Annotated in this window: 18 protein-coding genes; 12 read left to right on the top strand and 6 right to left on the bottom strand. The window is 57.0% G+C overall.

What is annotated here, in order from left to right:
- Positions 1-67 precede the first annotated feature (67 nt).
- Entirely contained in the window at positions 68-1,012 is a 945-nt protein-coding gene (locus ACQKLP_RS16850) for a sugar phosphate isomerase/epimerase family protein (RefSeq protein ID WP_427323961.1), read from the top strand.
- On the opposite strand, the gene ACQKLP_RS16845 is transcribed toward ACQKLP_RS16850, so the two are convergent.
- The 4 genes from ACQKLP_RS16845 to ACQKLP_RS16830 form a co-directional block, all read right to left on the bottom strand.
- Complete coding sequence (locus ACQKLP_RS16845; RefSeq protein ID WP_427323960.1) at positions 1,009-1,233, bottom strand: helix-turn-helix domain-containing protein; 225 nt, start codon at positions 1,231-1,233, stop codon at positions 1,009-1,011. The genes ACQKLP_RS16850 and ACQKLP_RS16845 overlap by 4 nt on opposite strands.
- Before the next feature lie 2 nt (positions 1,234-1,235).
- Entirely contained in the window at positions 1,236-1,865 is a 630-nt protein-coding gene (locus ACQKLP_RS16840) for a DUF2975 domain-containing protein (protein ID WP_427323958.1), read from the bottom strand.
- 97 nt (positions 1,866-1,962) lie between these two features.
- Complete coding sequence (locus ACQKLP_RS16835) at positions 1,963-2,736, bottom strand: response regulator transcription factor (RefSeq protein WP_427323957.1); 774 nt, start codon at positions 2,734-2,736, stop codon at positions 1,963-1,965.
- Positions 2,737-2,741: 5 nt separating this feature from the next.
- Positions 2,742-5,864 carry a two-component regulator propeller domain-containing protein gene (locus tag ACQKLP_RS16830; RefSeq protein ID WP_427323956.1) on the bottom strand — a complete coding sequence of 1,041 codons (3,123 nt, stop codon included), beginning with the start codon at positions 5,862-5,864 and terminating at the stop codon, positions 2,742-2,744.
- Between the two features lie 330 nt (positions 5,865-6,194).
- On the opposite strand from ACQKLP_RS16830, the gene ACQKLP_RS16825 reads away from it, so the two are divergent.
- The 10 genes from ACQKLP_RS16825 (at position 6,195) to ACQKLP_RS16780 (ending at position 21,203) form a co-directional block, all read left to right on the top strand.
- On the top strand, positions 6,195-9,368 hold the full coding sequence (locus ACQKLP_RS16825; protein ID WP_427323955.1) for a SusC/RagA family TonB-linked outer membrane protein: 3,174 nt from the start codon (positions 6,195-6,197) through the stop codon (positions 9,366-9,368).
- Positions 9,369-9,385: 17 nt separating this feature from the next.
- Positions 9,386-11,281, top strand: coding sequence for a RagB/SusD family nutrient uptake outer membrane protein (locus ACQKLP_RS16820; RefSeq protein WP_427323954.1), 1,896 nt, complete (start codon positions 9,386-9,388; stop codon positions 11,279-11,281).
- 18 nt (positions 11,282-11,299) lie between these two features.
- Entirely contained in the window at positions 11,300-12,007 is a 708-nt protein-coding gene (locus ACQKLP_RS16815) for a DUF3823 domain-containing protein (protein WP_427323953.1), read from the top strand.
- 20 nt (positions 12,008-12,027) lie between these two features.
- On the top strand, positions 12,028-13,089 hold the full coding sequence (locus ACQKLP_RS16810; RefSeq protein WP_427323952.1) for a 1,4-beta-xylanase: 1,062 nt from the start codon (positions 12,028-12,030) through the stop codon (positions 13,087-13,089).
- A 26-nt stretch (positions 13,090-13,115) separates the two neighbouring features.
- Positions 13,116-14,693 carry an MFS transporter gene (locus ACQKLP_RS16805; RefSeq protein WP_427323951.1) on the top strand — a complete coding sequence of 526 codons (1,578 nt, stop codon included), beginning with the start codon at positions 13,116-13,118 and terminating at the stop codon, positions 14,691-14,693.
- A 4-nt stretch (positions 14,694-14,697) separates the two neighbouring features.
- Positions 14,698-17,904, top strand: coding sequence for a PVC-type heme-binding CxxCH protein (locus ACQKLP_RS16800; RefSeq protein WP_427323950.1), 3,207 nt, complete (start codon positions 14,698-14,700; stop codon positions 17,902-17,904).
- 5 nt (positions 17,905-17,909) lie between these two features.
- Positions 17,910-18,623, top strand: a complete 714-nt coding sequence (locus ACQKLP_RS16795) for a ThuA domain-containing protein (RefSeq protein ID WP_427323948.1) — start codon at positions 17,910-17,912, stop codon at positions 18,621-18,623.
- A 30-nt stretch (positions 18,624-18,653) separates the two neighbouring features.
- A complete protein-coding gene (locus ACQKLP_RS16790) occupies positions 18,654-19,763 on the top strand; it encodes a Gfo/Idh/MocA family protein (protein WP_427323946.1) in 1,110 nt (369 codons plus the stop codon).
- The gene (locus ACQKLP_RS16785) at positions 19,760-20,623 is read left to right on the top strand and encodes a sugar phosphate isomerase/epimerase family protein (RefSeq protein ID WP_427323945.1); all 864 of its coding nucleotides are present in this window, start codon (positions 19,760-19,762) and stop codon (positions 20,621-20,623) included. The genes ACQKLP_RS16790 and ACQKLP_RS16785 overlap by 4 nt, the downstream gene beginning before the upstream one ends.
- Positions 20,624-20,831: 208 nt before the next feature.
- A complete protein-coding gene (locus tag ACQKLP_RS16780; protein ID WP_427323944.1) occupies positions 20,832-21,203 on the top strand; it encodes a VOC family protein in 372 nt (123 codons plus the stop codon).
- Here ACQKLP_RS16780 and ACQKLP_RS16775 read toward each other — a convergent pair.
- Together ACQKLP_RS16775 and ACQKLP_RS16770 are read right to left on the bottom strand one after the other, a co-directional pair.
- The gene (locus ACQKLP_RS16775; protein WP_427324367.1) at positions 21,107-21,367 is read right to left on the bottom strand and encodes an HNH endonuclease; all 261 of its coding nucleotides are present in this window, start codon (positions 21,365-21,367) and stop codon (positions 21,107-21,109) included. The two genes, ACQKLP_RS16780 and ACQKLP_RS16775, sit on opposite strands and share 97 nt — an antisense overlap.
- Positions 21,368-21,594: 227 nt before the next feature.
- Positions 21,595-22,455: an AraC family transcriptional regulator gene (locus ACQKLP_RS16770; protein ID WP_427323943.1), complete on the bottom strand. Its 861-nt coding sequence runs from the start codon at positions 22,453-22,455 to the stop codon at positions 21,595-21,597.
- A gap of 149 nt (positions 22,456-22,604) precedes the next feature.
- Here ACQKLP_RS16770 and ACQKLP_RS16765 point away from each other — a divergent pair, with 149 nt between their 5' ends.
- Positions 22,605-24,140 carry a sodium:solute symporter gene (locus tag ACQKLP_RS16765; RefSeq protein ID WP_427323942.1) on the top strand — a complete coding sequence of 512 codons (1,536 nt, stop codon included), beginning with the start codon at positions 22,605-22,607 and terminating at the stop codon, positions 24,138-24,140.
- Position 24,141: the final 1 nt, after the last annotated feature.

The following is a 24,141-nucleotide window of genomic DNA, read 5'->3' as shown; positions in this document are numbered from 1 at the left end:
AAAAATGCCGCAGGCGGCGTGGCAGATTTTGTGTATTTTGAAGGGAACCCTTTAAATAACAGTGAATATGTCTATCTCCCGTCGCGAATTCATGCGGAACGGCCTGGGCAGCGCCGCGCTGCTGGGCATCCCCGCAGGATCGGCCATAGCGGCCGCCACGAGCCCCGCTGCTCCCGTAAATCCCTTCAAACTGGCGATTTCCACCTACTCCTACTGGCATTTCAAAACACCGAAAGTGCCCATCGAAAAAGTGATCGATGAAGCCGCCGCGCTCGATGTGGAAGGGGTCGACATCCTTCACCGCCAGATGGAAAGCGAAGACAACGCCTACCTGCAAAAACTGAAACGCCATGCTTTCCGCAACGGAGTAGACCTCGTGTCGCTGTCGATCCACCAGGATTTCGTGTCGCCCGACGCGGCCGAGCGGCAGAAAGACATCGACCATACCATCAAATGCATCGAGCTGGCCTATAAAATGGGCATTCCCTGCATCCGCCTGAACTCCGGGCGCTGGGGCACCATCAAATCGTTCGACGATCTCATGGCCGCCCGCGGCGTGGAGCCCGCCATCCCGGGATACACGGAAGACGATGCGTTCAAATGGTGTATCGACAGCATCCGGCAATGCCTCGCCAAAGCCGCGGAATGCGGCGTGATGCTGGCGATCGAGAACCACTGGGGGCTCACGTCTTCGCCCGAAGGATTGCTGCGCATCCGCAAAGCCATCGATTCGCCCTGGATGGGATTGTTGCTCGATACCGGCAACTTCCTCGAAAACCCGTACGATAAACTGAAGATGGTAGCGCCTTACGCGGATTTCGTGCAGGCCAAAACCTACTACGGCGGCGGCGAATGGTACACGCTCGACCTCGATTACCAGCGCATCGTCCGCATCTTCCGCGAAGCGAATTACAAAGGTTATATCTCCATCGAATTCGAAGGCAAGGAAGCGGCGGAAACGGGCGTCCGCAAAAGCGTGGACATGCTCCGCAAAGCTATGGCGCAGCCTTAACCTTTTTTATCCGGCCGGTCGGGCACGTACTCGAGTATGTCGCCCGGCTGGCATTGCAATATTTCACAGATCATTTCCAAAGAAGAGAACCGGATGGCTTTCGCCTTTCCGGTTTTTAGAATGGACAGGTTGGAGAGGGTAATGCCCATCCGGTCCGACAGTTCCGTCAGCTGCATCTTCCGTTTGGCGAGCATGACGTCTAGATTGACGATGATAGGCATACTTATATCGTTAACTGGTTTTCCTGATAAATTTCCACACCGCGTTTGTACACCACGGCCAGCGCCAGGAGCAGCAGTCCCATCCAGAAACTGTTCCCTACATCCACCAACTGCTGGAAATAAGGCGTGAAATAAGGATTGGTCATCCGGTTGAAAATGAAATACCCGATCAGGCGCGCCGCGTCTGCCGCAATGAGCAGCAGCCCGATATTACGGATGCGTTTGGCGTTGATGGCAAGGAAAGGTACTTTCTCCGAAGTATCCCTGAAAATCTTCCGCAACCATCCCATGCCGGTTATCACTGCGATGGCGCCAAGTATCGTAATAAAGAAACTGTAAATGCCCAATGGGGAACGGGCGGTGGTGCGGAGCGTATACATGTCCTGCTTTTTCTCCAGTGCCGCATTTTTCAAACTGCCGTAAATAAGTTGCGGAGGCAGCGTGTCTTTGGGAGGGAACGCCTTCACGTCGAAATTGACGGTCAATTGCCGGGTGGTATCCGTCAGTTCATTGCTGCCCATTACGAACGCCATGGATTTTAATATCACGACAACCAACGCCAGCAGCGTCACTGCATAATAGACGACGTTGACAAATGCCCTGACAGCGGTAAAAGTTCTTTGTCCTTGCATCGGTAATTCTTTTTTGTTAGGACAAAAGTAGATCGTGTTTTTCGAAAATCAAAATAAATTTATCGAAAAACAATAAATAATAGCTGGTAAAGGATGATCATTCCGCGGTGATGCCGCGTTGTTGCTGCACGTATTGGCTGGGGGATACGCCGAATTGTTTGATGAAATTCTTGCCGAAATGGGTTTGTGATTTGAACCCGGTCATCATGGCCACTTCATAAATCCGGAGGTTCCGTGAGGTGAGGAGCTCCGCGGCTTTTTTGAGGCGGGTAACATTGATGAGCTCATGGGGCGTGAGGTCGGAGATGGCCTTGATCTTACGGTAGAGGCTCACCCGGCTCATGTTTACGTGGCGGGAAAGGTGCTCCACGTCCAGCTCGGTATTTTCCAGCTCCTGCAAAATGAACTGGTGGATGGAATTGAGGAACGCCGCGTCTTCGCTCGTGTGCGCCATCGCCTGGATGGGCGCCTGCGGCGTGCTGGCGAAGTACTGGCGGATTTTATTGCGGTTGCTGAGCAGGTTGGCGATCTGGACTTTGAGGAAAGCCGTGGAAAAGGGTTTTTCGATATACGCATCGGCCCCCGTTTCCAGTCCTTCGATCTTGGAGCGGAGGGTATTTTTCGCGGTGAGGAGGATGACGGGGATATGGCTGATGGCGAACGTGGTCTTGATGGTTTTACACAGCTCGAAACCGTCCATGAACGGCATCATGACGTCGGAAATGACGAGGTCAACATTCTCCTGGTGCAGCAGCGTTACGGCATCGCGGCCGTTTTCGGTGCGGATGACCTGGTATTCGGGTTGAAGGATGGAGGAAACGAAGTCCAGGATTTCTTCGTTATCGTCTGCCAGCAGTATAACAGGTTGCATAGGTGTTAATTTTCCATGTTGATGGACGCTCCTTCGGGGATGGTCCAGGTGAATATATTGAGGCCGCTTTCGGCGGTAACGTACAATTCTCCCTTGTGAAGCGCCGTCAGCGACCGGCAGATGCTCAGCCCGATGCCCGTGCCTTTCTGCTTTTCGTTTTCCCGCAGGCGCACGAAGGGCGCAAAGATGCGCTCGCGCATGTCTTCCGGGATGAGCGGCCCGTCGTTTGCCACGGTCAGGCGTACCTGTCCTCCGGCGCTTTCCAGCCTGGCTTCCACCTTCGTCTGCCCGTATTTGATGGCATTGCTGAAAAGATTGCTGAAGATTTTGTTGACGCTTTCCTCGTCGGCCCAGGCGTTCAGTTCGTTTTCCGGCAATTCCACGTGGAACTCGAGTTTGCGTTGCTGCGCGGGAAGGCGGAAGTTGTCGTACGTGTCCTGCAATATCTTCCGCAAATCCAGCAGTTCGAAATCCAGCCGGAACCCCGATGCTTCGGTCTGCCTGAAATCCAGCAGCTGGTTCGTGAGCTGGACGAGCCGGTTCGTGTTCCGTTCCATTATAGCCAGGTGATGTTTGTTTTCGGCCAGTGCGCCCGGGTGCTCCATGATCTCTTCCAGCGGCCCTTTGATGAGCGTGAGCGGCGTATTGATCTCGTGCGCCACATTGGTGAGAAAGTCTACCTTCGCCTGGTACAGTTCCTTTTCCTTCTTCAGCTGCAAAGCTTCCATCCGCCGCTTCTGTTTGAACGTTTGCTGCCGGTGGTACCGCGCAATGGCGTAATAACCCGTGGAAACGAGCGCCAGCACGTATAACAGGTACGCCCACGAGGTGGCCCAGAACGGCGGCGTGATCTCGATCTGGAGCATCGCCGCACCGGGCCGGCGCTTGCCGTTCGCATCGGTTGTGGTGACGTAAAACGTGTAGTGGCCCGGCTTGAGATCGGTAAAATACACGGTACGGTTGTTTTTCAGCCATATCCAATCATTGTCGAGCCCCTCCATCCGGTAAGCATACGAAATGAGATCGGGCGCCGTGAAGCTGAGCGCGGCGAAGGCGATGTTGAAATTCGCTTTGTCGTACGGCAGCGTGATCTTCTTCGAATAGTGGATGTTCCGCTTTTCGTCGGGGCCCATGGTCATGTTGCGCACGTCCATCCCTGTAATGTACACCGGCGCGGCGGAAGTATCTGGCAGGAATTTGTCGGGATTGAAGCGGATCATGCCCTTTACGGAGCCGATGTACATATTGCCGTCTTTGTCCTGGTACCCGGAATTGTAGTTGAACTGGTTGTTGAGGAGGCCGTGGCTCGTGGTAAATATCTTCACCGCGCCGGATTCCGGCTCCAGCTGCACGAGCCCCCGCGACGTGGTGGCCCATATCCTGCCTTTGCGGTCTTCCAGCAGCCGGAAAATATAATCGCTGGGAAGCCCTTCGGCCATGGTGTAATGCCGCCACCGGCCGCTCCCGTCCAGCCGCGAAATCCCCCGTCCCTCCGTGCCCGCCCAAACCCGCTGCGACCGGTCGATCAAAATGGTATTGACATTGTTCCCCGCCAGGGAAAACGAATCTTTCGGGTCATGATGATATTCGCCATGCTCGCCGGTCCGCTTGCGGTACCATTGCACGCCGTTGTCGGAAGTGGCCATCCACAGTGTTCCGTCTGCCGCTTCTGCGATGCTGCGCTGGCTGCTGACCGGCACTTCCTCCACTTTGCGGAAACGCCCCGCTGCGGAGTCGTAGCGCGCCAGCTCGCGGCCGGTGCCTACCAGCATGTCGCCGTCGCGGGTGCGGTAGAAATACAAAATGAAGTTGCTGGAAAACGATTCGGGGCCGGCGGCGAAATGGGCGAGGGTATTGCCGGTCCGGATGTCCATCACATCCACGCCGTTGTCCAGCGTCCCGATCCAGAGGCGGTTCCCGTCTGCGTACAATCCATGGATATTGGTGTGGGAGAGGGATTTACAGTTGCTGTTGCGGGGCGTGTATTGCCGGATGCGCCCGGTTTTTACATCCACGCGGTTCACGCCGTTGTCTTCCGTTCCCGCCCAGATGTTCCCGTACATGTCCTGGCAGATCTCGCGGACGGCGTTGCCGCTGAGGGTTTGCGCGGTATTGTCCGGCCAGTATTTTTCGAAATACGTGTATTGTTTGGGATAGTAATTGATGCCCCCGAAATAGCTCCCCGCCCACATGCCGCCTTCCCGGTCTTTGTGGAGGCAGTAAATGGCGTTGTCGGTAAGACTGTACGGATTATTGTATTGCTTCCGCAGGTTGATGCAATGTTTGGTGGTTACGTTGAAGATGTAAATCCCCGACTCGGTGGCGATCCAGTAATCATCTCCGCTGTGATGGGCGATGTACCGCACATAGACACCGACGTCGCCGTCTGACCAGGTGATGATGTCTTCATACGTGTTCTTCGCGGGATCGAGGAGTTTGAGCCCCTGGTTGGCGGTGCCTGCCAGCAGTCTGCCGTCTGGCAATGCACACAGATGGGTGATGAGGCGGGTGTGGGGTTTGGGGGAATGATGCCATACGTCCCACCGGCCCAGGGAGTCGCCGAGCAACCGGATGTCTCCTCCCGGCGTGGCGAACCATACTTTGCCATCTTTGGCGATATGGATATTGCTGACGGCCGGCGGAACGCCGCTGCCTTCCACGGGCGCGCAGCTATTTTTGTTGGGGTCGTACCGCCAGGGGCGCCCCCAGCTCACGAACCAGATATTCCCCAGCCGGTCTGCCCGGAGCGCGTTGGCGTCCTGGCCCGCCGGAGACGGCACCCGTTCGAAGCTTTCCGTGGCCGCGAGGTAACGGTACAGGCCGTTCCCGGTTCCCACGTACAGCTGGCCGTTGTCGTCCACACACAAAGAGAAAATGAAATTGTCGCCGATGGCCGTGCTGTCTCCCGCCTTTTCCCGGAACACGCGGAACTCGCGCCCGTCGAACCGGTTGAGCCCGTCTTTGGTGCCCGCCCAGATGAACCCCTGCTTGTCCTGCACCACGCAGAACACGGTGTTGTGGGACAGCCCGTCTTCCACCTGGTAGTCCCTGAAATAGAATTGCTGCGCCGCTACGGGCGTAGCGAAGGAAAGGCATAGCAAAGTCAGTATGGAAACGATCGGCTGCAACGTAGTGGAATTATAAGGCTACGTAAATATAGAAATATCCGGGAGGATGGTACGCGATTGAAACGAAATGGCGAAAAATTGAAATGAATCGGCCAATGCTTGCCGAATGTTTTTTCTTTCTTTGATCCGCGTTGAAGAAAAACTGATATCAGCCAGTAATATGACAGCTCCCCGCGAAAACCGGTCCCACGGCCGGACAGGGCTTCTATTGCGTATGCGGAGGTAGGAACATCACACGTCTAATGGTTCGTCGAATTCAAGGTATGAAAAAGACCGGCACAGCCGGGGATTGAAGACAGCATCCTTTAATCACCCAAAATCATTTCACGTATGAACGACACTGCACTACAAAAAGCAGCGACGGCGGGTATCCCGAAGATACTTCTACTGCTGTTGCTCTGCCTGCCCCTGGCAGGGGCCTTTGCGCAGACAGGCCCGCAAAAGGTTTCGGGTTTCGTGCGCGACAGCGCCGGATCGCCGCTCCCACAGGTTACCGTGTATGAAAAAGGTACCCGCAACGGTACGCTTTCCGGGGCCGACGGGCAATTCACCATCCAGGTGAGACCCAATGCCATTCTCGTTTTTACCATGGTAGGCTTCCGCACCCGGGAGCTGGCCGCTACGCCGGGAACGGCCATGAACGTGGCCCTGCTCAGTTCCGCCACGGAGCTGACGGACGTGGTGGTGGTAGGATATGGCGCGGCTCGGAAAAAATCCCTCACCAACGCGATCTCCAGCGTATCCGCACAAGACATCGGCAATGTGCGCGGCGGCGCCACCGTGAGCTCCACGCTCGCGGGGAAAGTGCCCGGCGTATCGTTCCGGATGGCCGACGGACGGCCCGGCGCTTCCGCATCCATCCAGATCCGCAACCTCGGCCGGCCGCTTTACGTGATCGACGGGGTGCAGCAGGACGAAGGGCAGTTCAACAACATTTCACCTAACGACATCGAAAGCATTTCTTTCCTCAAAGACGCGTCTGCCGCCATTTACGGTGTGCGCGCGGCCAACGGGGTGGTGGTGGTACAAACCAAAAGGGGCCGCATCGGCAGCCGCAGTTCCATCAACCTCGACGCCAACTGGGGCTTCCAGAGCTGGACACGGTTCATCGACGTGCTCGATAATTCCCACGAGTACATGAAACTGAAGGCCGAAGCCGAAATGAACCGGTTCCCCAATATCGGCGACAATCCCATCACGACCAACATCACGCCCGAAGAACTGGAGAAATACCGGCTGGGAACGGATTACGGCTATAAAAGCTTCAATTGGCGCGATTTTATCGTCAAGGAAAACACGCCGCTCAACCAGTACAATCTCAACTTCACCGGCGGTACCGATCGCGTAACGTATTATGTTTCCGCTACGCGGACGTTCCAGAACTCCGTGCTGGGGCGCGAATACAAATTCACCCGCACCAATATCCAGAGCAACATTTCCGCGAAAGTGGCCAACGGCCTGCGCGTCGGAACGAGCATCAACGGCCGCGTGGAAACCCGCGACAACCCCGGGGTTCCCGGTGGGGACGACTATTGGCAGGCGCGCTTCGCCATTTTGCGGAACACGCCCATGGAGCGCCCTTTCGCCAACGACAATCCGGCTTACCTGAACGATATCAAGCATAACGAAACCAACTGGGGCTACCTCAATACCCGCTACGCCGGCAAGTTCAAAAACGAATGGCGCCAGCTCCAGATGAACCTCGACGCGGAGTGGGACGTTCCCTTCGTGGAAGGCCTCAAGATCAGCGGCCTGTACTCGTATTACATTGCGGATAACATCCTCAACAACCACGAGTACACCTACGATACCTACACCTACAATCCTTCCACAGACACATACACCCGCACGGGCGGCTCCACCAACCCCTGGCGCGAACGTAACCAGGAAAAGCAGATCAACCAGAGCTCGCAGGTCCGCATCGGGTACGAAAGGAAGTTCGGCGACCATAAGATCAACGCCATGGTGGTGAGCGAGCGCATCAACAACCAGCGCCTCCGCAACTGGATCCACGCCGTGCCCATCTCGAACCAGCTGCCGCTCATCTATTTCAATACTTCGGATACCTACACCGACCAGGACAACCGCCAGACGCGTACCGGTATCGCCGGCCGCCTGAACTACGAATATGGCAACAAATATTTCATCGAAGGCCTCATGCGCCGTGATGCCTCGTTCCTCTTCGCACCCGGCAAGCGCGTGGGCTACTTCCCCAGCGTATCGGCCGCATGGCGCGTCACGGAAGAAGGGTTCATGAAAAACCTGGTGGGCAACGGCAGCATCCTGTCGGATTTCAAGGTCCGCGGTTCGTACGGGATTTTAGGGGATGACGGCGAGGCGCTCGGCCTGGCGGAATTCGCCTACTACGAAGGCTATAACTACAACGACGGTATCGCGATACTGGACGGCGTGGCCGTTGTGGGCTCGCGCGACAGGGGCGTCCCCATCACGAACATCAGCTGGCTGGAAAGTTCTATCACCAACGTGGGCTTCGATTTCAGCATGCTCGGCGGACGGTTGAACGGCGCTTTCGATTACTTCGTACGCAAACGGAACGGGCTCCGCGGCCGCAAGCAGGACATCCTGCTGCCCTCCGAGCTCGGATATGCGCTGCCGGACGAAAATATCAATAAAGACAAGCGTTTCGGACAGGATTTCTCGCTCAGCTACAGCGATAAATCGGGGAAATTGTCGTACCGCATCGGCGGGAACATTTCCTATTCCCGCGGCCAGTTCATTTCTTCCTACAATCCCCTGTTCTTCAACTCGGTGGACCGCTACTTCAATTCCGGCGAAGGCCGTTTGCAGGGCTTTACCTGGGGATGGGAAGCCATAGGGCAGTTTAAGACGCAGGAAGAGATCGACAACTATCCCGTCAACATCGACGGAAAGGGCAACAGGAGCCTCCTGCCCGGGGATATCATCTACAAAGACGTGGACGGCGACGGGCGGATCACCGATAACGACCGCCGGCCCATGGGCTGGGCTTCCGGCCAGCAGCCCAACATGAACTTCGGCCTGCAGATCGGGCTGGGATATGAAGGGTTCGATTTCACGGCCGATTTCTCCGGCGCTTCGCACTTTACCTGGATCCAGGAATGGGAGATGAAAGTGCCTTTCATCAACGACGGCAACCTGAACAAGATATTCACCGACCGCTGGCACAGGGAAGATATTTACGACCGCAACAGCGCATGGCAGTCCGGCAAGTATCCCGCGCTGCGCTACAACGACCAGGGGCATAGCAACAACCGCGCGTCTACTTTCTGGAACCACAACATCACGTATTTCCGCGCCAGGACGATTGAGCTGGGGTATACCTTGCCCACGCCGCTGGTGAACCGTGCGAAAATCCAGAAAGCGCGCTTCTACGTGAATGCGTACAACCTCTTCATCCTCGACAACATGAAAGCCTACAGCACCGACCCGGAGATCACGGAAACGAACGGGTTGCAATATCCGCAGAGCAAGGTGTTCAACGTTGGCTGCAGTCTTTCATTCTAATCCTTCAATCATCCGTTATGAAAAAGATTTTTTCCATCATATTACTGGCGTCGATGTTTGCGGGGGGATGCAAGCCCGAAAGCGAATTCCTCACCGTAGACCCGACGAACATTCTCAATAACGAGCAGGCGTTCAACGATCCCGCGCTGGTGCTGTCGATGCTCGCGAATTTCTATAGCCGGCAGTCCGATTTTTCCACCGTGAAGAACTGGGAATCGATGGCGGATTTCAGTGAAAGCTTTCCGTCGCAGAACGGCGGGCCGAAGTCGATCGTGGAGCGCAACCAGTGGGATTTCGGGTCCTGGAGCACCTGGGACTATACCCTCATCCGCGAGCTGAACCTCTTCCTGCAAAGGCTGAGCGCGGCCACCAAGCTGAAAGACGACGAGAAAAAGCGTTTCGCGGCCGAAGGGCGCTTCCTCCGCGCTTATTACTATTTCGAAATGGTGAAAAGGATGGGCGGCGTGCCACTGGTCCTCGAGCCCATGACCTGGGATTACAAGGGCGACCCTACGTACCTCCAACATGCGCGGGCTACCGAAGCGGCCATGTACGACTTCGTGATCGCGGAAATGCAGGCCATCCGAAACGATCTGCCGGCCGATGTGAACGTGAAATCGCGCGCCAGCCGCGGGGCGGCCCTGGCCATGGAGTGCCGGGCGGCGCTGTACGCGGGCTCCATCGCCAGGTATGGCGGGCTCACGCCTTCGGTGTCTTTACCGGGCGGCGAAGTGGGCATCCCTGCCGCAAAAGCGCAGGATTACTACACCAAATCCCTCGCTGCCGCGCAGCTCCTCATCAACGGTACAGCAGGCACTTACGCGCTGTACAAGCGCAACGCCGACCTTTCCGAGAATTTCGCGGCGCTGTTTTACGATAAGGTGAGCAATCCCGAAAGCATTTTCATCGAAGACTTCAAATTGAAAAGCGGGAAAGTGCATGGCTTTACGCAGGTGAACCAGCCGCGCTTCGGGGCCGAAGAGGAAGAAGGCGGGAGGATCAATCCTTCCCTGAACCTGGTGCAGGCTTTCGAAAAACTGGACAACACCTTTGGGCCGCTGCCGATCAAAGACGGCGCGGGCAACCCGATCTATTACAACAACCAGACGGATATTTTCGCCGGCCGCGATGCAAGGCTCGCCGGCACGGTGATGCTCCCGGGCACCAGCTTCAAGCGCCGCCAGGTCGATATCTGGGCGGGATATGTGCTGGCAGACGGTTCCGTGATCACGGGAGACGACCGCGGTTCCCAGAAAACCCTGCCAGGGCAAACGCAGCCGGTACAGGTAGTGGGGTTCGACGGGCCCATCCACGGCAAGGAATTTACCGCGCAATCCGGTTTCTATCTCCGCAAGTACCTCGACCCCACCGTGGGATCGGGCTCACGGGGCACGGGGAGCGAAGTACCGTTTATACGGTACCGTTATGCGGAAGTGTTGCTGAACGCTGCCGAAGCCGCCTTTGAACTGGGGCAGTCCGGCGTGGCGGCGGGCTACATGAACCAGGTGCGCGGGCGCGCAGGGCTCATCGTACCCCTCGGCGCGGGAGACATCAACCTCGGCCGCATCATGCACGAGCGCCGCGCGGAGCTTTCCTTCGAAGGGCATATCGTGTTCGACCAGAAAAGATGGCGCAACGCGCATGTGCTGTGGGATGGCGTGCCCATGAACGAGGCAGACCTGCTGTCGAACATCGGTTCGCCGGCCAAGCACAACACGCAGCCGTATTCGCTCTGGCCGTATAAAATCCATCATCCCGGCAGCCCGACGCACGGGAAATGGATTTACCGGATCATCAAATCGCCGCTGGTGACGGGCACCAACCGGTTCCGGCTCGGCAATTACTATTCGTTCATCAACAATGATATCCGGTCCAACAACCCGAAGATCGTTCCCAACCCGAACCAGGACTAAACCCAAAATCATCCCATCATGAAAAAACGTTTTGCATATATACTTCCCTTGTTGGCCGTGCTGGCGGCTTCGTGCAAGAAAGACAACTACGATCCGCCGCAGGCGCGCCTCCACGGCCGGCTCGTGTACCAGGGCCAGGGCATCCCGGTAGAATACAACCAGGTGCCGTTCCAGCTGTACCAGTTCGGTTTCGGGAAAGTGGGGCCCGTGTCCAACACCACCTTTACGCAGGAAGGCACTTTCTCCGTGCTGCTGTTCGAAGGCGATTACAAGCTCACCGTGCCCAACGGCCAGGGGCCTTTCCTCTGGAAAAAACTGCCCGACGGGCGGCCGGATTCCATCGCCATCAAGATCAGCGGCGATCAGCAGCTCGACCTGGAAGTGACACCCTTCTACATGATCCGCAACGTGAACATGAGCGCGGCTTCCGGAAAGGTAACGGCCACTTTCGCGCTGGAAAAGATCGTGAACGGGGCGGATGGCAAGAACGTGGAGCGCGTCAACCTGTACATCAACAAAACGGCATTCGTATCCAGCGGCGGCGATTACAGCATCGCATCGTCGCAGAAGAACGCGGGCGCCATTACCGATCCGGCGAGCGTGTCGATGGAAGTGACCGTTCCCGCACTGGTGCCGGCCCAGTCTTACATCTTCGCAAGGGTGGGATTGAAGTTGCAGGGTGTGGAAGACATGATATTTTCTCCTGTCACCAAGATTAACCTTTGACAATAGTTTAAATGAGTATTATGAAAAGAAAGATGGTGCATGTATGGCTGATTTGCCTGGCGTTCGTGATGCCGGCGAAAGCGCAAAACGAAAGGCCGGTATGGTCAAAAGAGCAGGCATGGAAATGGCATAAGTCCACTCCCTGGATGGCGGGGGCCAATTTTTACCCGGCGTCGGCCATTAACCAGCTGGAGATGTGGCAGGCGGGATCGTTCGACACGGCCACCATTTCCCGGGATCTCGGCTACGCCGCGGGTATCGGGATGAAAGTGATGCGCGTGTACCTCCACCACCTGGCCTGGAAAGAAGACAAAGCCGGCTTCAAGCAGCGCATGGATACATACCTCACCATCGCAAACCGCCATGGCATCCGCACGATCTTCACCATTTTCGACGACTGCTGGAACACTACATACGCCGCGGGAACGCAGCCTGCGCCCAAACCGGGCATCCACAACTCGGGCTGGGTGCAGGACCCGGGGCGTCTTCTCCACGACGATCCCTCGCTCATGGCCACCCTGGAAACCTACGTGAAAGACGTGCTCGCAACTTTCGCCAAAGACCGCCGCATCCTGCTTTGGGACCTTTACAACGAGCCCGGCAACTCCGGATGGGGCGATAAATCCATGCCGCTCCTGAAAAACGTTTTCATTTGGGGCCGTACCGTGAATCCCAGCCAGCCCCTGAGCGCGGGCGTATGGAACTTCAACCTGAAGAACCTCACAAAATTCCAGCTGGAGCAATCCGACGTTATCACTTACCACGACTACACAGACCGGCACCTCATCGTTGCGGATTCCCTGTTGAAGGCCACCGGCAAGCCGCTGGTGTGCACGGAATACATGGCCCGCACACGCAACAGTCATTTCGCCAATACCTTGCCCGGATTGAAAGAGCGGGGCATCATTGCCGTGAACTGGGGCCTGGTGCAGGGCAAATCGAACACTATTTACGCCTGGGACACGCCCATGAAAGACGGCGCCGAGCCGAAGGTGTGGTTCCACGATATCTTCCGGCCCGACGGGCGCCCTTACGATGCATCGGAAACGGCGCTCATCCGCCGGTTGACGCTGGGCAGATAGCAGGCAGACACTAAAAAAATTCAAGTATGGATATGATTACAACCGCCCCGCCGCATGCCGCCAAGGCTGCGGCGGACCAGGGCGGAAGAGACCGCCGTTTGCTCTTCTGGGGCTGTTTTACGGTGCTGGTGGCCTCCGCGTTCGGGTTCGTTTTCCGTTCTTTTCTCATGGACGGATGGGGCATGCAGTTCGGGCTCAGCAAAACGCAGCAGGGCGAAATCTTCGGCGTGAGCTTCTGGCCCTTCGGGATCAGCATCGTGCTGTTCAGTCTCGTCATCGATAAAGTCGGCTATAAATCGGCCATGATATTCGCTTTCGCCTGCCATTGCGCCTCCGTGCTGCTCACTGTTATGGCCACGGGTTACTGGATGCTCTATTTCGGAACGCTGCTTTTCGCGCTGGGCAATGGCGCAGCCGAAGCGGTGGTGAACCCGGTAGTGGCCACCATGTACCCGCGCGAAAAAACGAAATGGCTCAACATCCTCCATGCCGGATGGCCGGCGGGAATGGTACTGGCCGGATTGCTGGGCATTGCGCTGATACATTTTCATGTGAGATGGGAGATCATGATCGGTTGCATTTTGTTGCCGGTAATAGCCTATGGATGGATGATCATGGGGAAGCAATTCCCGGTGAGTGAAAGGGTGCAGGCGGGCGTTTCGTACCTCGACATGGTGCGCGAAGTGGGCATCCTCGGCATTCTGCTCATCGTGTCGCTGTGCGTGTTCCAGGCCGGAAGCCTGCTGAACTGGTCGCTGGCGGGAAAGATCGCCGTAACGCTGGGCATCACCGCGGCCGCGGGGATCGTGGTAAAGTCATGGGGGCGGCCGATGTTCATTCTCCTGTTGCTGGTCATGGTTTTACTGGCCACCACCGAGCTGGGGACCGACAGCTGGATCACCGACCTCATGACGCCCGAAATGGCCAGGATGGGCCTCCAGGGCGGGTGGGTCCTTATTTATACTTCGCTTATCATGGCGGTATTGCGCTTTTATGCCGGGCCGATCGTCCATCGTTTTTCCCCATTGGGCCTGCTGGCCGTGAGCGCCGCCGTCGCCTTCGCGGGATTGCATTTCCTGTCGTGGTCCACCGGCGCGATGATCCTCGTAGCGGCTACGGTGTACGCATTGGGCAAAACGTTTCTGTGGGGCACGATGCTGGGCGTTGTGGCCGAGTGCTTCCCCCGGGGCGGCGTGCTCGCACTGAACTTCACCGGGGCCGTGGGGCAGGTGGGCGTAGGCGTTATCGGTGCGGTGATCCTGGGATTTGTGCAGGATAAGCAGCTGGACAAGAACCTCGTCCGCTACGACGCCGAAAACCAGACCGCCCTTCACGCCACCTATCTCACCCAGGAACGCAGGAGCCTCTTCGGCGAATACCGCGTGCTCGATAATGCAAGGCTGGAAACCGCGCCCGTGGCTGCAAAGGAAACCATCCGGGATGTCCGTGAAGGCGCGAAGAAAGACGCGCTCCGCACCGTTTCCATATTCCCCGTCATCATGCTCCTCTGCTACCTGGGCCTGATTTTCTGGTTCAGCAGGAGAGGCGGGTACAAACCGGTGCTGCTGGCGCCTGCGGAATCCCATCCATCATCAAACAACTGACGACATGAAACGAATACTGGCTATATTACTGACAGGAATTATCTGTGCCTGGGCGCCCGCGCCCCGAAACGATGCGGGGAGAAGAGCGGAAGCCCTGTTCGTCGGCAGCGGCAGCAACGTGCAGGCCACCTGGCTGGCTACGAAGCTATTCAAAAGCGGCGTCAACATTACCTACACCGAACGGCAGGACGATCTCCAGCCCGCAAAGCTCGCCGCGTTCGACGCCGTGATCTATTGCACCGCCAAACCGCCTTCCGCCGCCGCACAAGCCGCGCTCCGAGCCTTCGTTGACGGCGGGAAAGGATTGCTGGTACTGCACCAGGGCGCAGAAGGCCTCCGCGCCCTGACCTGGACGAAGCTATCCGGTAACCCGGTCAAAGGGCGCGTGGTCGTGTTCCCCGATGGTAAAAACGACGAGGCCTGGAAGCACGTCGCTTTCCTCGACCGCATCCGCAATGCCGTCATGGAAGCGATCGGGGAGGAAGCGAGGGGCCGCATCGCGGCAGCGAAAATCCCCGACGTAGATATCTACAATTCCGACACCATCGCGGATTACACCAAACGCTACAACGTTCCCAAATTCCAGGAAGCCCTGCCGCCCGCGGAGTCCAACAAGCTGACGCAGGTGCCAACGGGATTCGAAATTCAACTGTTCGCGCAGGAGCCCGACATCACCAAACCCATTGCCATGGCCTGGGATGAGCGCGGCAGGCTATGGATCGTGGAAACGGTGGACTATCCCAACGATTTCGTGGAAACGGACTCCACGGCCAACGACCGCATCAAGATCTGCGAAGATACCGATGGCGACGGCCGGGCGGATAAATTCACCGTCTTCGCCGACAGCCTCAACATCCCCACCAGCATCGCTTTCGCCAACGGCGGCGTCATCGTGTCCATGGCACCGAACTTCCTCTTTCTGCAGGATACGGACGGAGACGATAAGGCTGATGTGCGCAAGGTGATTTTTACAGGCTGGGGAAAACAGGATACGCACGCCGGCCCGTCGAACCTCCAGTACGGCTTCGATAATAAGATCTGGGGCGTAACGGGGTATTCCGGGTTCGACGGCACCATCAACGGGGAACGGCAGAAATTCCCGCAGGGCGTGTATCATTTCAGGCCCGACGGGTCGGATTTCAAGTTCCTCGGCCGGACGTCCAACAATACCTGGGGCCTGGGTTTTACGGAAGACAACCACGTTTTCATTTCCACCGCCAACAATACCCACAGCGCCTGGTTCTCCATGCCGTTCTGGTACATGCAGCGCAAGCTGGACGTGGGCGCCGCCGATCCCGTGCAAAAGATCGACGGGCACTACGACGTGCATGCCATGACGCCGAACCTCCGCCAGGTGGACGTTATGGGCGGGTTCACCTCCGCCACCGGCCACCATTTCTATACGGCCCGCAGTTTCCCGAAGGAATACTGGAACCGGGTGGCTTTTGTCAACGAACCGACCGTCCGCCTCGTGCATAGCGCCATCATCGAAAAAGATGGGGCCGGGTTCAAGGAGAAAGACGGCTGGAACCTCATGGCGAGCTCCGACGAATGGTTTGGCCCTGTTCATGCCGAAACCGGCCCCGATGGCGCGGTTTGGGTGGCCGACTGGTATAATTTCATCATCCAGCATAACGTGTTCGTGAAGGAACAGGCGCCCCGGGAAACCATCCTTCCCTTCACCGAACAGCCCCATGGCAAGGGCAATGCTTTCGAGAGCGAGCACCGCGACGTATCGCACGGCCGTATTTACCGGGTGGTGTACAAAAACGCGAAACCCTACGTGCCGGTGCGCCTTTCAAGAAACGACACGGCTTCGCTCCGCAAGGGATTAATGAACGATAATATGTTTTGGCGGATGACGGCACAGCGCCTCATCGTAGAAGAAAAACACACGGACATGGCGCCTGTGCTGCGCAAAATAGCTGCCGGCAGGATGGTAGATGCGGTAGGATTGAATAGTCCGGCCGTACACGCCCTCTGGACGCTCCACGGCCTGGGCCTCGAAGACGCGGCCACGTTCCAGGTGTTCGTGGCGGCATTGAAACATCCGGCGTCCGGCGTGCGGAAAGCGGCGGTGGAAGTGCTGCCCAAAACCGCGAAAGGCCAGGCGGCTTTGATCGCCAGCGGGATTTTGCAGGACAGGGATTTGCAGGTGCGGCTGGCCGCCATCAAGCAACTGGTGGAATATCCGGAGTCGGAAGCCGCCGGTGCGGCGGTGTACCATATGAGCGCGGTGGCGCAGAACGGGAAAGACCCCTTCCTCGCCAAAGCCTTGCTGGCGGCGGCGGTGCGCCATGAGAAAGGGTTTTTGTCCGCCGCAGGCAAAGCCACAGTGCCCGCAGGCGCATTCACGAAGCAATTAACGGAAGCGTTATATCACGAAGACTATGCTTTAGATCCCCGCGGATTCATGCCCGCCGCGCCCGACGTAAATGGTAAGGAAATAACGATCAGGGCCGCGGTGGGTGCTTCCCGGGAAGTGAAAACGCCTTCCGGTACGGTCCTTTCGCAGGGCGATGCCGCTAACGGCTACACGCTCGCCGTACGGAACGGCAAACTGCAGATGGATGTGGTGCAGGCCGGGAAGACCTACAGCGCCGTTTCTACAGATGAGTTGCCCGAAAAGGCCGACGTGGAAGCCCAATTGGGGAAGAACGGGAACATCCGCCTGAAGGTGAACGGAGAAGCGGCAGGAAGCGGCAAGGCGCCGGGGCTGTTCACTGTAAAAACGGATGGCTGGCGGATGGAAGACCGCTTCGCGGGACAACTGCGCAACGTGACCCTCACGCTCGACCGTTCCGCGCCCAAGCCCGCTTCCGAAGCGGCGCCTGCACTGGTGATCGATCTGAAGGTCGTGAAAGACATCATGCAGTACGACAAGAAAAAACTCAGCGTGAAAGCCGGTCAGAAAGTAACGATCCGTCTCGAAAACCCGGACGGGATGCAGCATAACCTGCTCATCCTCAAACCCGGTACCCTCGCGAAAGTAGGCGCCGCTGCCGATGCCATGGTCCGCGATCCGAACGCTTCCAAAATGCAATACGTGCCCAAGGTGCCGGAAGTGCTGCATGCCACGCGGCTGCTCAATCCGGGGGAAACGGTGAGCCTCACGTTCACGGCGCCCGCCCTGCCGGGGGATTATCCTTTCGTATGCACCTTTCCCGGCCACTGGCGCGGGATGAACGGAATTCTTCAAGTTGTTAAATAAATGGTATGAACAGCAAACATTTTCTCCGTCAGATTTTCGCTTTCGTGTTGCTGCTGGCCGCTTTGCCGCTGGCTGCGCAGAAAGCCCCGCTGCGCGTGCTCATCGTGGGCGGCGGCGGCTCGCATGATTTCGATCGATGGTACAAACAGGAAGACGCCGCCACGCTGGAGCGCGACGGTCTCGCCAAAGTCACCTACACCAGCGATCCGGCTACCATCGCCGCACAGCTCCCCGAAACGGACGTGCTCCTGCTGGCCAACAACCAGCCCATCAACGACCCCGCCACCCGCGCCGCCATCTTTGCGCATGCCGCCGCCGGTAAGGGTTTGGTGCTGGCGCACGCCGCCATCTGGTACAACTGGAAAGACTGGCCGGAATACAATGCCCGTCTCGTTGGCGGCGGCAGCCGCTCGCACGAGAAGTACGGGCCTTTCACCGTGGCGCTCAGGGGCAAGCATCCGGTTACACGCAAAGTGCCGAAGTCTTTCACGCTCGACGATGAGCTGTATCACTTCAACGCCGACCCTGCCGCCGCGAAGATCACCGTGCTGGCGCAAAGCACCAACGACAAGGGCGTGACGCATCCCGCCGTATTCGTGGTGGAGCATCCTAATGCGCGCATCGTAGGCCTGGCGCTGGGGCACGACGCCAAATCGCACGAGCTGGCGGCGTACCAGGCGCTGCTGCGGAACGCCGTGAAATGGGCGGGCCGCCGTTAATTTATCACTCATCAAAAAAATCAGGATATCATGAAACAGATCACGGTTGTAATCGTAGGGATGGGATTCGGAAAGGAGTTTATCCCCATTTACCAGCAACACCCCAACATCAAGCGGGTAGGCATTTGCACGCGGAATCCCGCTACGCTGAAAGAACTGAAGGAACGCTTCAACCTCGACGACGATCTTATCTTTACCAACTTCGAAGACGTGCCCAAACGCGCCGATGTAGACGCCATCCACATCGTGACGCCCGTTCCCGAGCACGCCCGCATGACCCTCGCCAGCCTCAACGCCGGCAAACATACTGCCTGCACCATTCCCATGGCCATGACGGTGGAAGACTGCACCGCTATCGTAGAAGCGCGCCGCAAATCCGGGAAAGTGTATATGATGATGGAAACGGCGCTTTACACCCGCGAGTTCCTGTACGGCCTGAAACTGGCGGAAACCGGCCAGCTGGGCCGCATCCAGTTCGTTCGCGGATCGCATATCCAGGACATGAGCATGCCGGGATGGGACGAATACTGGAAAGGATATCCGCCCATGCTCAACGGCACCCACGCTATTTCGCCGCTGCTGCGCATCAATAATACAAAAGCGGAATCCGTGGTTTGCCATGGTTCCGGCCGGTTGAGCGATGACCTCGCATCCCGCTATGGCAGCCCCTTTGCCGTGGAAACCGCCACTTTCACCCTGAAGAATTCCGACGTGGTGGCCGAAGCCACCCGATCGCTGTTCGATGTGGTAAGGCAATACCGCGAGAGTTATGATGTGTATGGGACGAAGATGTCTTTCGAATGGGAGCAGCTGCAGGATGAAGGTCATTCCGTGTTCGACGGCGGTGAGAACGCCCGGCGGATGGAATGCCCCGATACCGACGAGATGCTCATTCCCGAGATCGCGCATTTCACCAAACGGGAGAAGATCGACGATCCGAACCACGTATCGTTCCTCCAGGGCGCAGGCCATGGCGGCTCGCATCCGCACCTGGTGCAGGAATTCGTTGCGGCTATCGTGGAAGGGCGCGAATCCGCGGTAGACGCGCATCTCGCCGCCAACTACACCTGCGCGGGGATCTGTGCGCACGAATCGGCCATGAACGGCGGTAAACGCATCCAAATACCGGATTTCGAATGAGTAAGCAAACGACCATCCAAACCGGCATCAGCACGTTCGTGTACGCGTCACCGTTCAAAACGGCGGATTTCCACCTGTTGCCGAAGATCAAATCCACGGGGTACGACATCGTGGAAGTGGCGGTGGAACAGGCGGGCCTCATCGATTGGGACCTGCTCGTTTCCATGACGGCCGACCTGGGCCTCGACATCACGCTCAGCGGTGCTTTCGGGCCGCGGCGCGATATTTCGTCGGACAACGCCGCGTTCCGCAAGGAGGGGCTGGATTATATCCTGGAATGCATCCGGCTGGCGGAGAAAACGGGGAGCCCGCTTTTCGGCGGGCCGCTGTATTCGGCCGTGGGCAAAACGCGCATCGTGCCGGCGGAGCAGAAGCGGCAGGAGCGGGCCTGGTGCCTGGAGAATCTCCGCATCGCCGCCACAGCCGCGGCCGACCATGGGATTTTGCTGGGCGTGGAACCGCTGAACCGTTTCGAGACGGACATGATCAATACAGTAGACCAGGCGCTGGCGCTTATCGCGGAGGCAGACCATCCATCGTTGCGGTTGTCCCTGGATACTTTCCACGCCAACATCGAGGAAAAGGACATTCCGGCGGCCATCCGCAAAGCCGGTAACCTGCTGTTGCATGTGCAGGCCAACGAAAGCGACCGGGGGACGCCCGGTACGGGGCATCTTCCCTGGCCGGCGATCCGGCAGGCGCTGGACGAGATAGGGTACCGGGGCGCGGTGGTGCTCGAAACATTCGGCGAGCCGTCCGAAGAACTGGCCCGCGCCGCCTGTATTTGGCGGCCGCTGGCAGGCAGTGCAGACGAAATGGCTACCGAAGGTGCTGCATTTTATAAACGCATGTTTACATAAGAAGCTGTCAAATCATACCTTTGACTGTAACGTAAAGACGTGTGGAAAAGGCCGTCCGGTTTTCCGGACGGCTATTTTTTGGGTAGGGTCGCAACGTTCCTGCGCCAGGGAAACCGGCTATTGGGGCATTGGGTGCTAAATATTTAGCTGGAATTTGTACGGATTAACGGATATTTGCGCGGGGAAACCGATAAAATCCCCGCTGAGGATGATACGTTTTACGAAGATCGACCATGTGGCAGTCATGATCCCGACCGGCCAGCAAGCCGCAGCCCGGCAATTTTACGGGCAACTTTTACAACTGAAGGAAATTCCCGGCCAGCATCCGCGCAACGCTATCTGGTACGAAATCGCAGATATTCAATTGCACCTGGTGGAAGAGGAAAAGACCACCGAGCTCCCCAGCGGCCGGCACCCCGCTTTCGAAGTGGAAAGCCTCGAAGCGGCGAAAGCCTATCTCCAGTCTAACGGCGTTGCCATCGCTTATACATCGAAAATCGAAGGCCGGGAGCGCGCGTTTTTCCGCGATCCTTTTGGGAATAGGGTGGAGATGATTGAGTTTGATAAGGTCTTTTTTTGATGTTGGTCACCGTGACAAGATTTGCAAACAGATACTAACCAATCAATTGGTTCTTTGCCGATCTTCTTTTTCAGATATCTTGTATGATGTACCTGGGACGCCTGCTCACCACAATAAACGCATCGCCAGTTATCCCTTTTCAAAACAACATAACGTTTTCGCATCCACGCATCCGATTTAAGATAAACATTCCGATAGTAATCTCGTCTGCGTGCGCGTTTCAAATTATACAGCCATTGATTGCATAGCATAGCTATGAGAATTCCGGTAAATGTTACCAGGAATGCAAGGGTTTTCATAGTATAAGGGTCTATTAACGATACGAGGTTAATAAACTAAATATACTAAAAAATAACTATGTAATATTTGTCGGGACGAAAAAAGATCCATCCTAACTCTTCTCCCGAAACCCCTTAGGCGACACACCCATGATCAGCTTGAAAGTCCGCGAGAACGTATATTGGTCCGGGTACCCCATTTCCTGCGCGATCTCCTTCACCGTCAGGTTCGTTTCTTTCAAAAGCTGACTGGCCTTTTGCATCCGTAACGATGTAAACAGCTGGATGGGAGAGTAGCGCGTTTTCTCCTTGAACAACGCGGACAGATAGGAGGCCGACAAATGCGCCTGCGCCGCGAGATCGGCCAGGGTAAGGTTCTTGTCGAGCTGCTGCTTCATGATCTGTATGCATTGCTCGATCTGGTTGTCTGACCCCTGTTTCATATAATTGAAGACAGACAGCCGGAAAGTACCGAGGAAACTATAGAACCGGAAGTTGGCGTACAGCAGGTTCTCGATATTGTTCATGAGGTCGAGATGATGGAGGATGTCCCAGAACTGCGCGATGCGGCCCACGAGCGGCGGCGTGGTGTGGATGGGCTTGCCGTTGGTCAGGTAATCACAGAGCTCGTCGGCCAGGAGCCCCGTGAACTGGGCGGTGTAGAGCCGCCAGGGATTGCGGGGATCGGGACCGCAGCGAAATGGCGTGTTTTTCGTCAGCAACACATATTGATTGGCTTTCACGGTATGGCGCTCGCCCGAAACTTCGTACCAGCCGCTTCCATGGGCGGAATACAGGAGGCTGTACACCGGGGCGCCCTTCGGCTCGCCCCATTCCTTCGCGTCACTTTCAGGATAAAAACGGATAGCGGTGATGTATAGGTTGCGGCCCAGCGGATGTTCGTCCAGCTTGCGTTGCAGCTGTTCGGGCAAGGTCCATGCGGTGGAAATGTTGGCGTTGGATTGGCTCTTCACGGCAGTAATTTAAGCTATTCTTTTCATAACATTCAACATTGTTTAGCCAGAAAAATCTCCGCAACTTGCCAAAGGATCGGACGAAGAGCCGGTTCAAATAAATCCACGTGAGGAATGGCAATATCAACCATGAGATAGCATTTTAAGACATGCAGCAACTGCCTATTACAGACCTGGCGGTAATCGGAGCGTATTTGCTCGGAATGATCCTGATCGGCGTATATTTTTCGAGAAAGAATAAAAATGCGGCACAATTCACGACAGCTTCAGGCACCATCCCCGGATGGGCGCTCGGTCTTTCGCTGTACGCCACTTTTTTGAGCAGCAACACCTTCCTGGGCGTTCCCGGAAAATCGTTCGGCGGCAACTGGAACGCTTTCGTGTTCAGCCTGTCGATGGTCCCCGCCGCATGGATCTCGGCGAAATATTTCGTTCCCTTCTACCGCAACAGCGGCGAAGTGAGCGCCTATACGCACCTCGAGCACCGCTTCGGTCCCTGGGCCCGCACCTACGCCATGATCTGTTTCATCCTCACCCAACTGGCGCGGATGGGTTCCATCTTCTTCGGCGTAGCCCTGGCGCTGCAGGCTCTCACCGGCCTCGACATGCGCACCATCATGGCCGTAACGGGCGTCTGCATCATCATCTACACCGTGCTCGGCGGCATGGAAGCCGTGATCTGGACGGAAGTGTTGCAGGGCCTCATCAAAACGGCGGGCGCCATCATCATCCTCTGGCTGGTGATAGACGGGATGAAAGGCGGCGTGAGCGATATTTTCAGCGTGGGCTCGGCGGAAGGGAAATTTTCCCTCGGCAGCCTCAGCCTCACGAATTTCAGCACATCGACCGCCTGGGTGGTTTTCCTGTACGGATTTTTCATCAATCTCAACAACTTCGGAATGGACCAGAACTATGTACAACGCTATCACGCCGCCCGCAGCCAGAAAGAGGCTGCCAAAAGCGTGTGGCTCTGCGTATACTGGTACCTGCCCGTGAGCGCGGTTTTCTTCTTCATCGGCACCGCGCTGTACGCATATTTCCTGCAACATCCGGAGATGCTCAACGCCGTGCGGGAACAGGCCGCGCTGGAAAGGGGCGTGGCGGCTTCGTCGCTCGCGCCGGCCGATTACGGCGACAAGATCCTGCCGTATTTTATGGTAAAAAAAGTTCCGGCGGGATTGCTGGGGCTCATCATCGCAGCGATCCTTTCCGCCGCCATGAGCACCCTCAGCAGCGGCATGAACAGTTCCGCCACGGTTTTCCTGAAAGATATCTGGCAGCGGTACGTACGTCCCAACCCTTCGCCGAAGGAAGAAATGAAAGTCCTGCACCTGGCCACCGTAGTGTCTGGCATCATGGCTATTTTCTTCGGTATCGCCATGATCGGTGTTAAAAGTATACTGGACATCTGGTGGGAGCTTTCCGGCATTTTCGCCGGCGGCATGCTTGGCCTCTTCCTCCTGGGGATCATCTCCAAAGCGAAGAACGCCGCAGCCGTGGCCGCCACCGTCATCGGCATCCTCGTGATCCTCTGGATGAGCCTGTCGAAATATTTTCCGGAAGATCTGCAACGGTTCAAAAGCCCGCTCCACATCCATATGGTGATCGTGGTGGGCACGCTGGCGATCTTCCTGGCGGGACTGCTGTTCTCGCGGATGCAGCGCCGTCTTCATTCCCAATCTTAAA

The sequence above is a fragment of the Chitinophaga sp. NPDC101104 genome (assembly GCF_050277495.1).
In the GTDB taxonomy this organism is placed as follows: domain Bacteria; phylum Bacteroidota; class Bacteroidia; order Chitinophagales; family Chitinophagaceae; genus Chitinophaga.
Note: the sequence above shows the minus strand (reverse complement) of the source record. Positions and strands in the feature narration are given on the sequence as shown.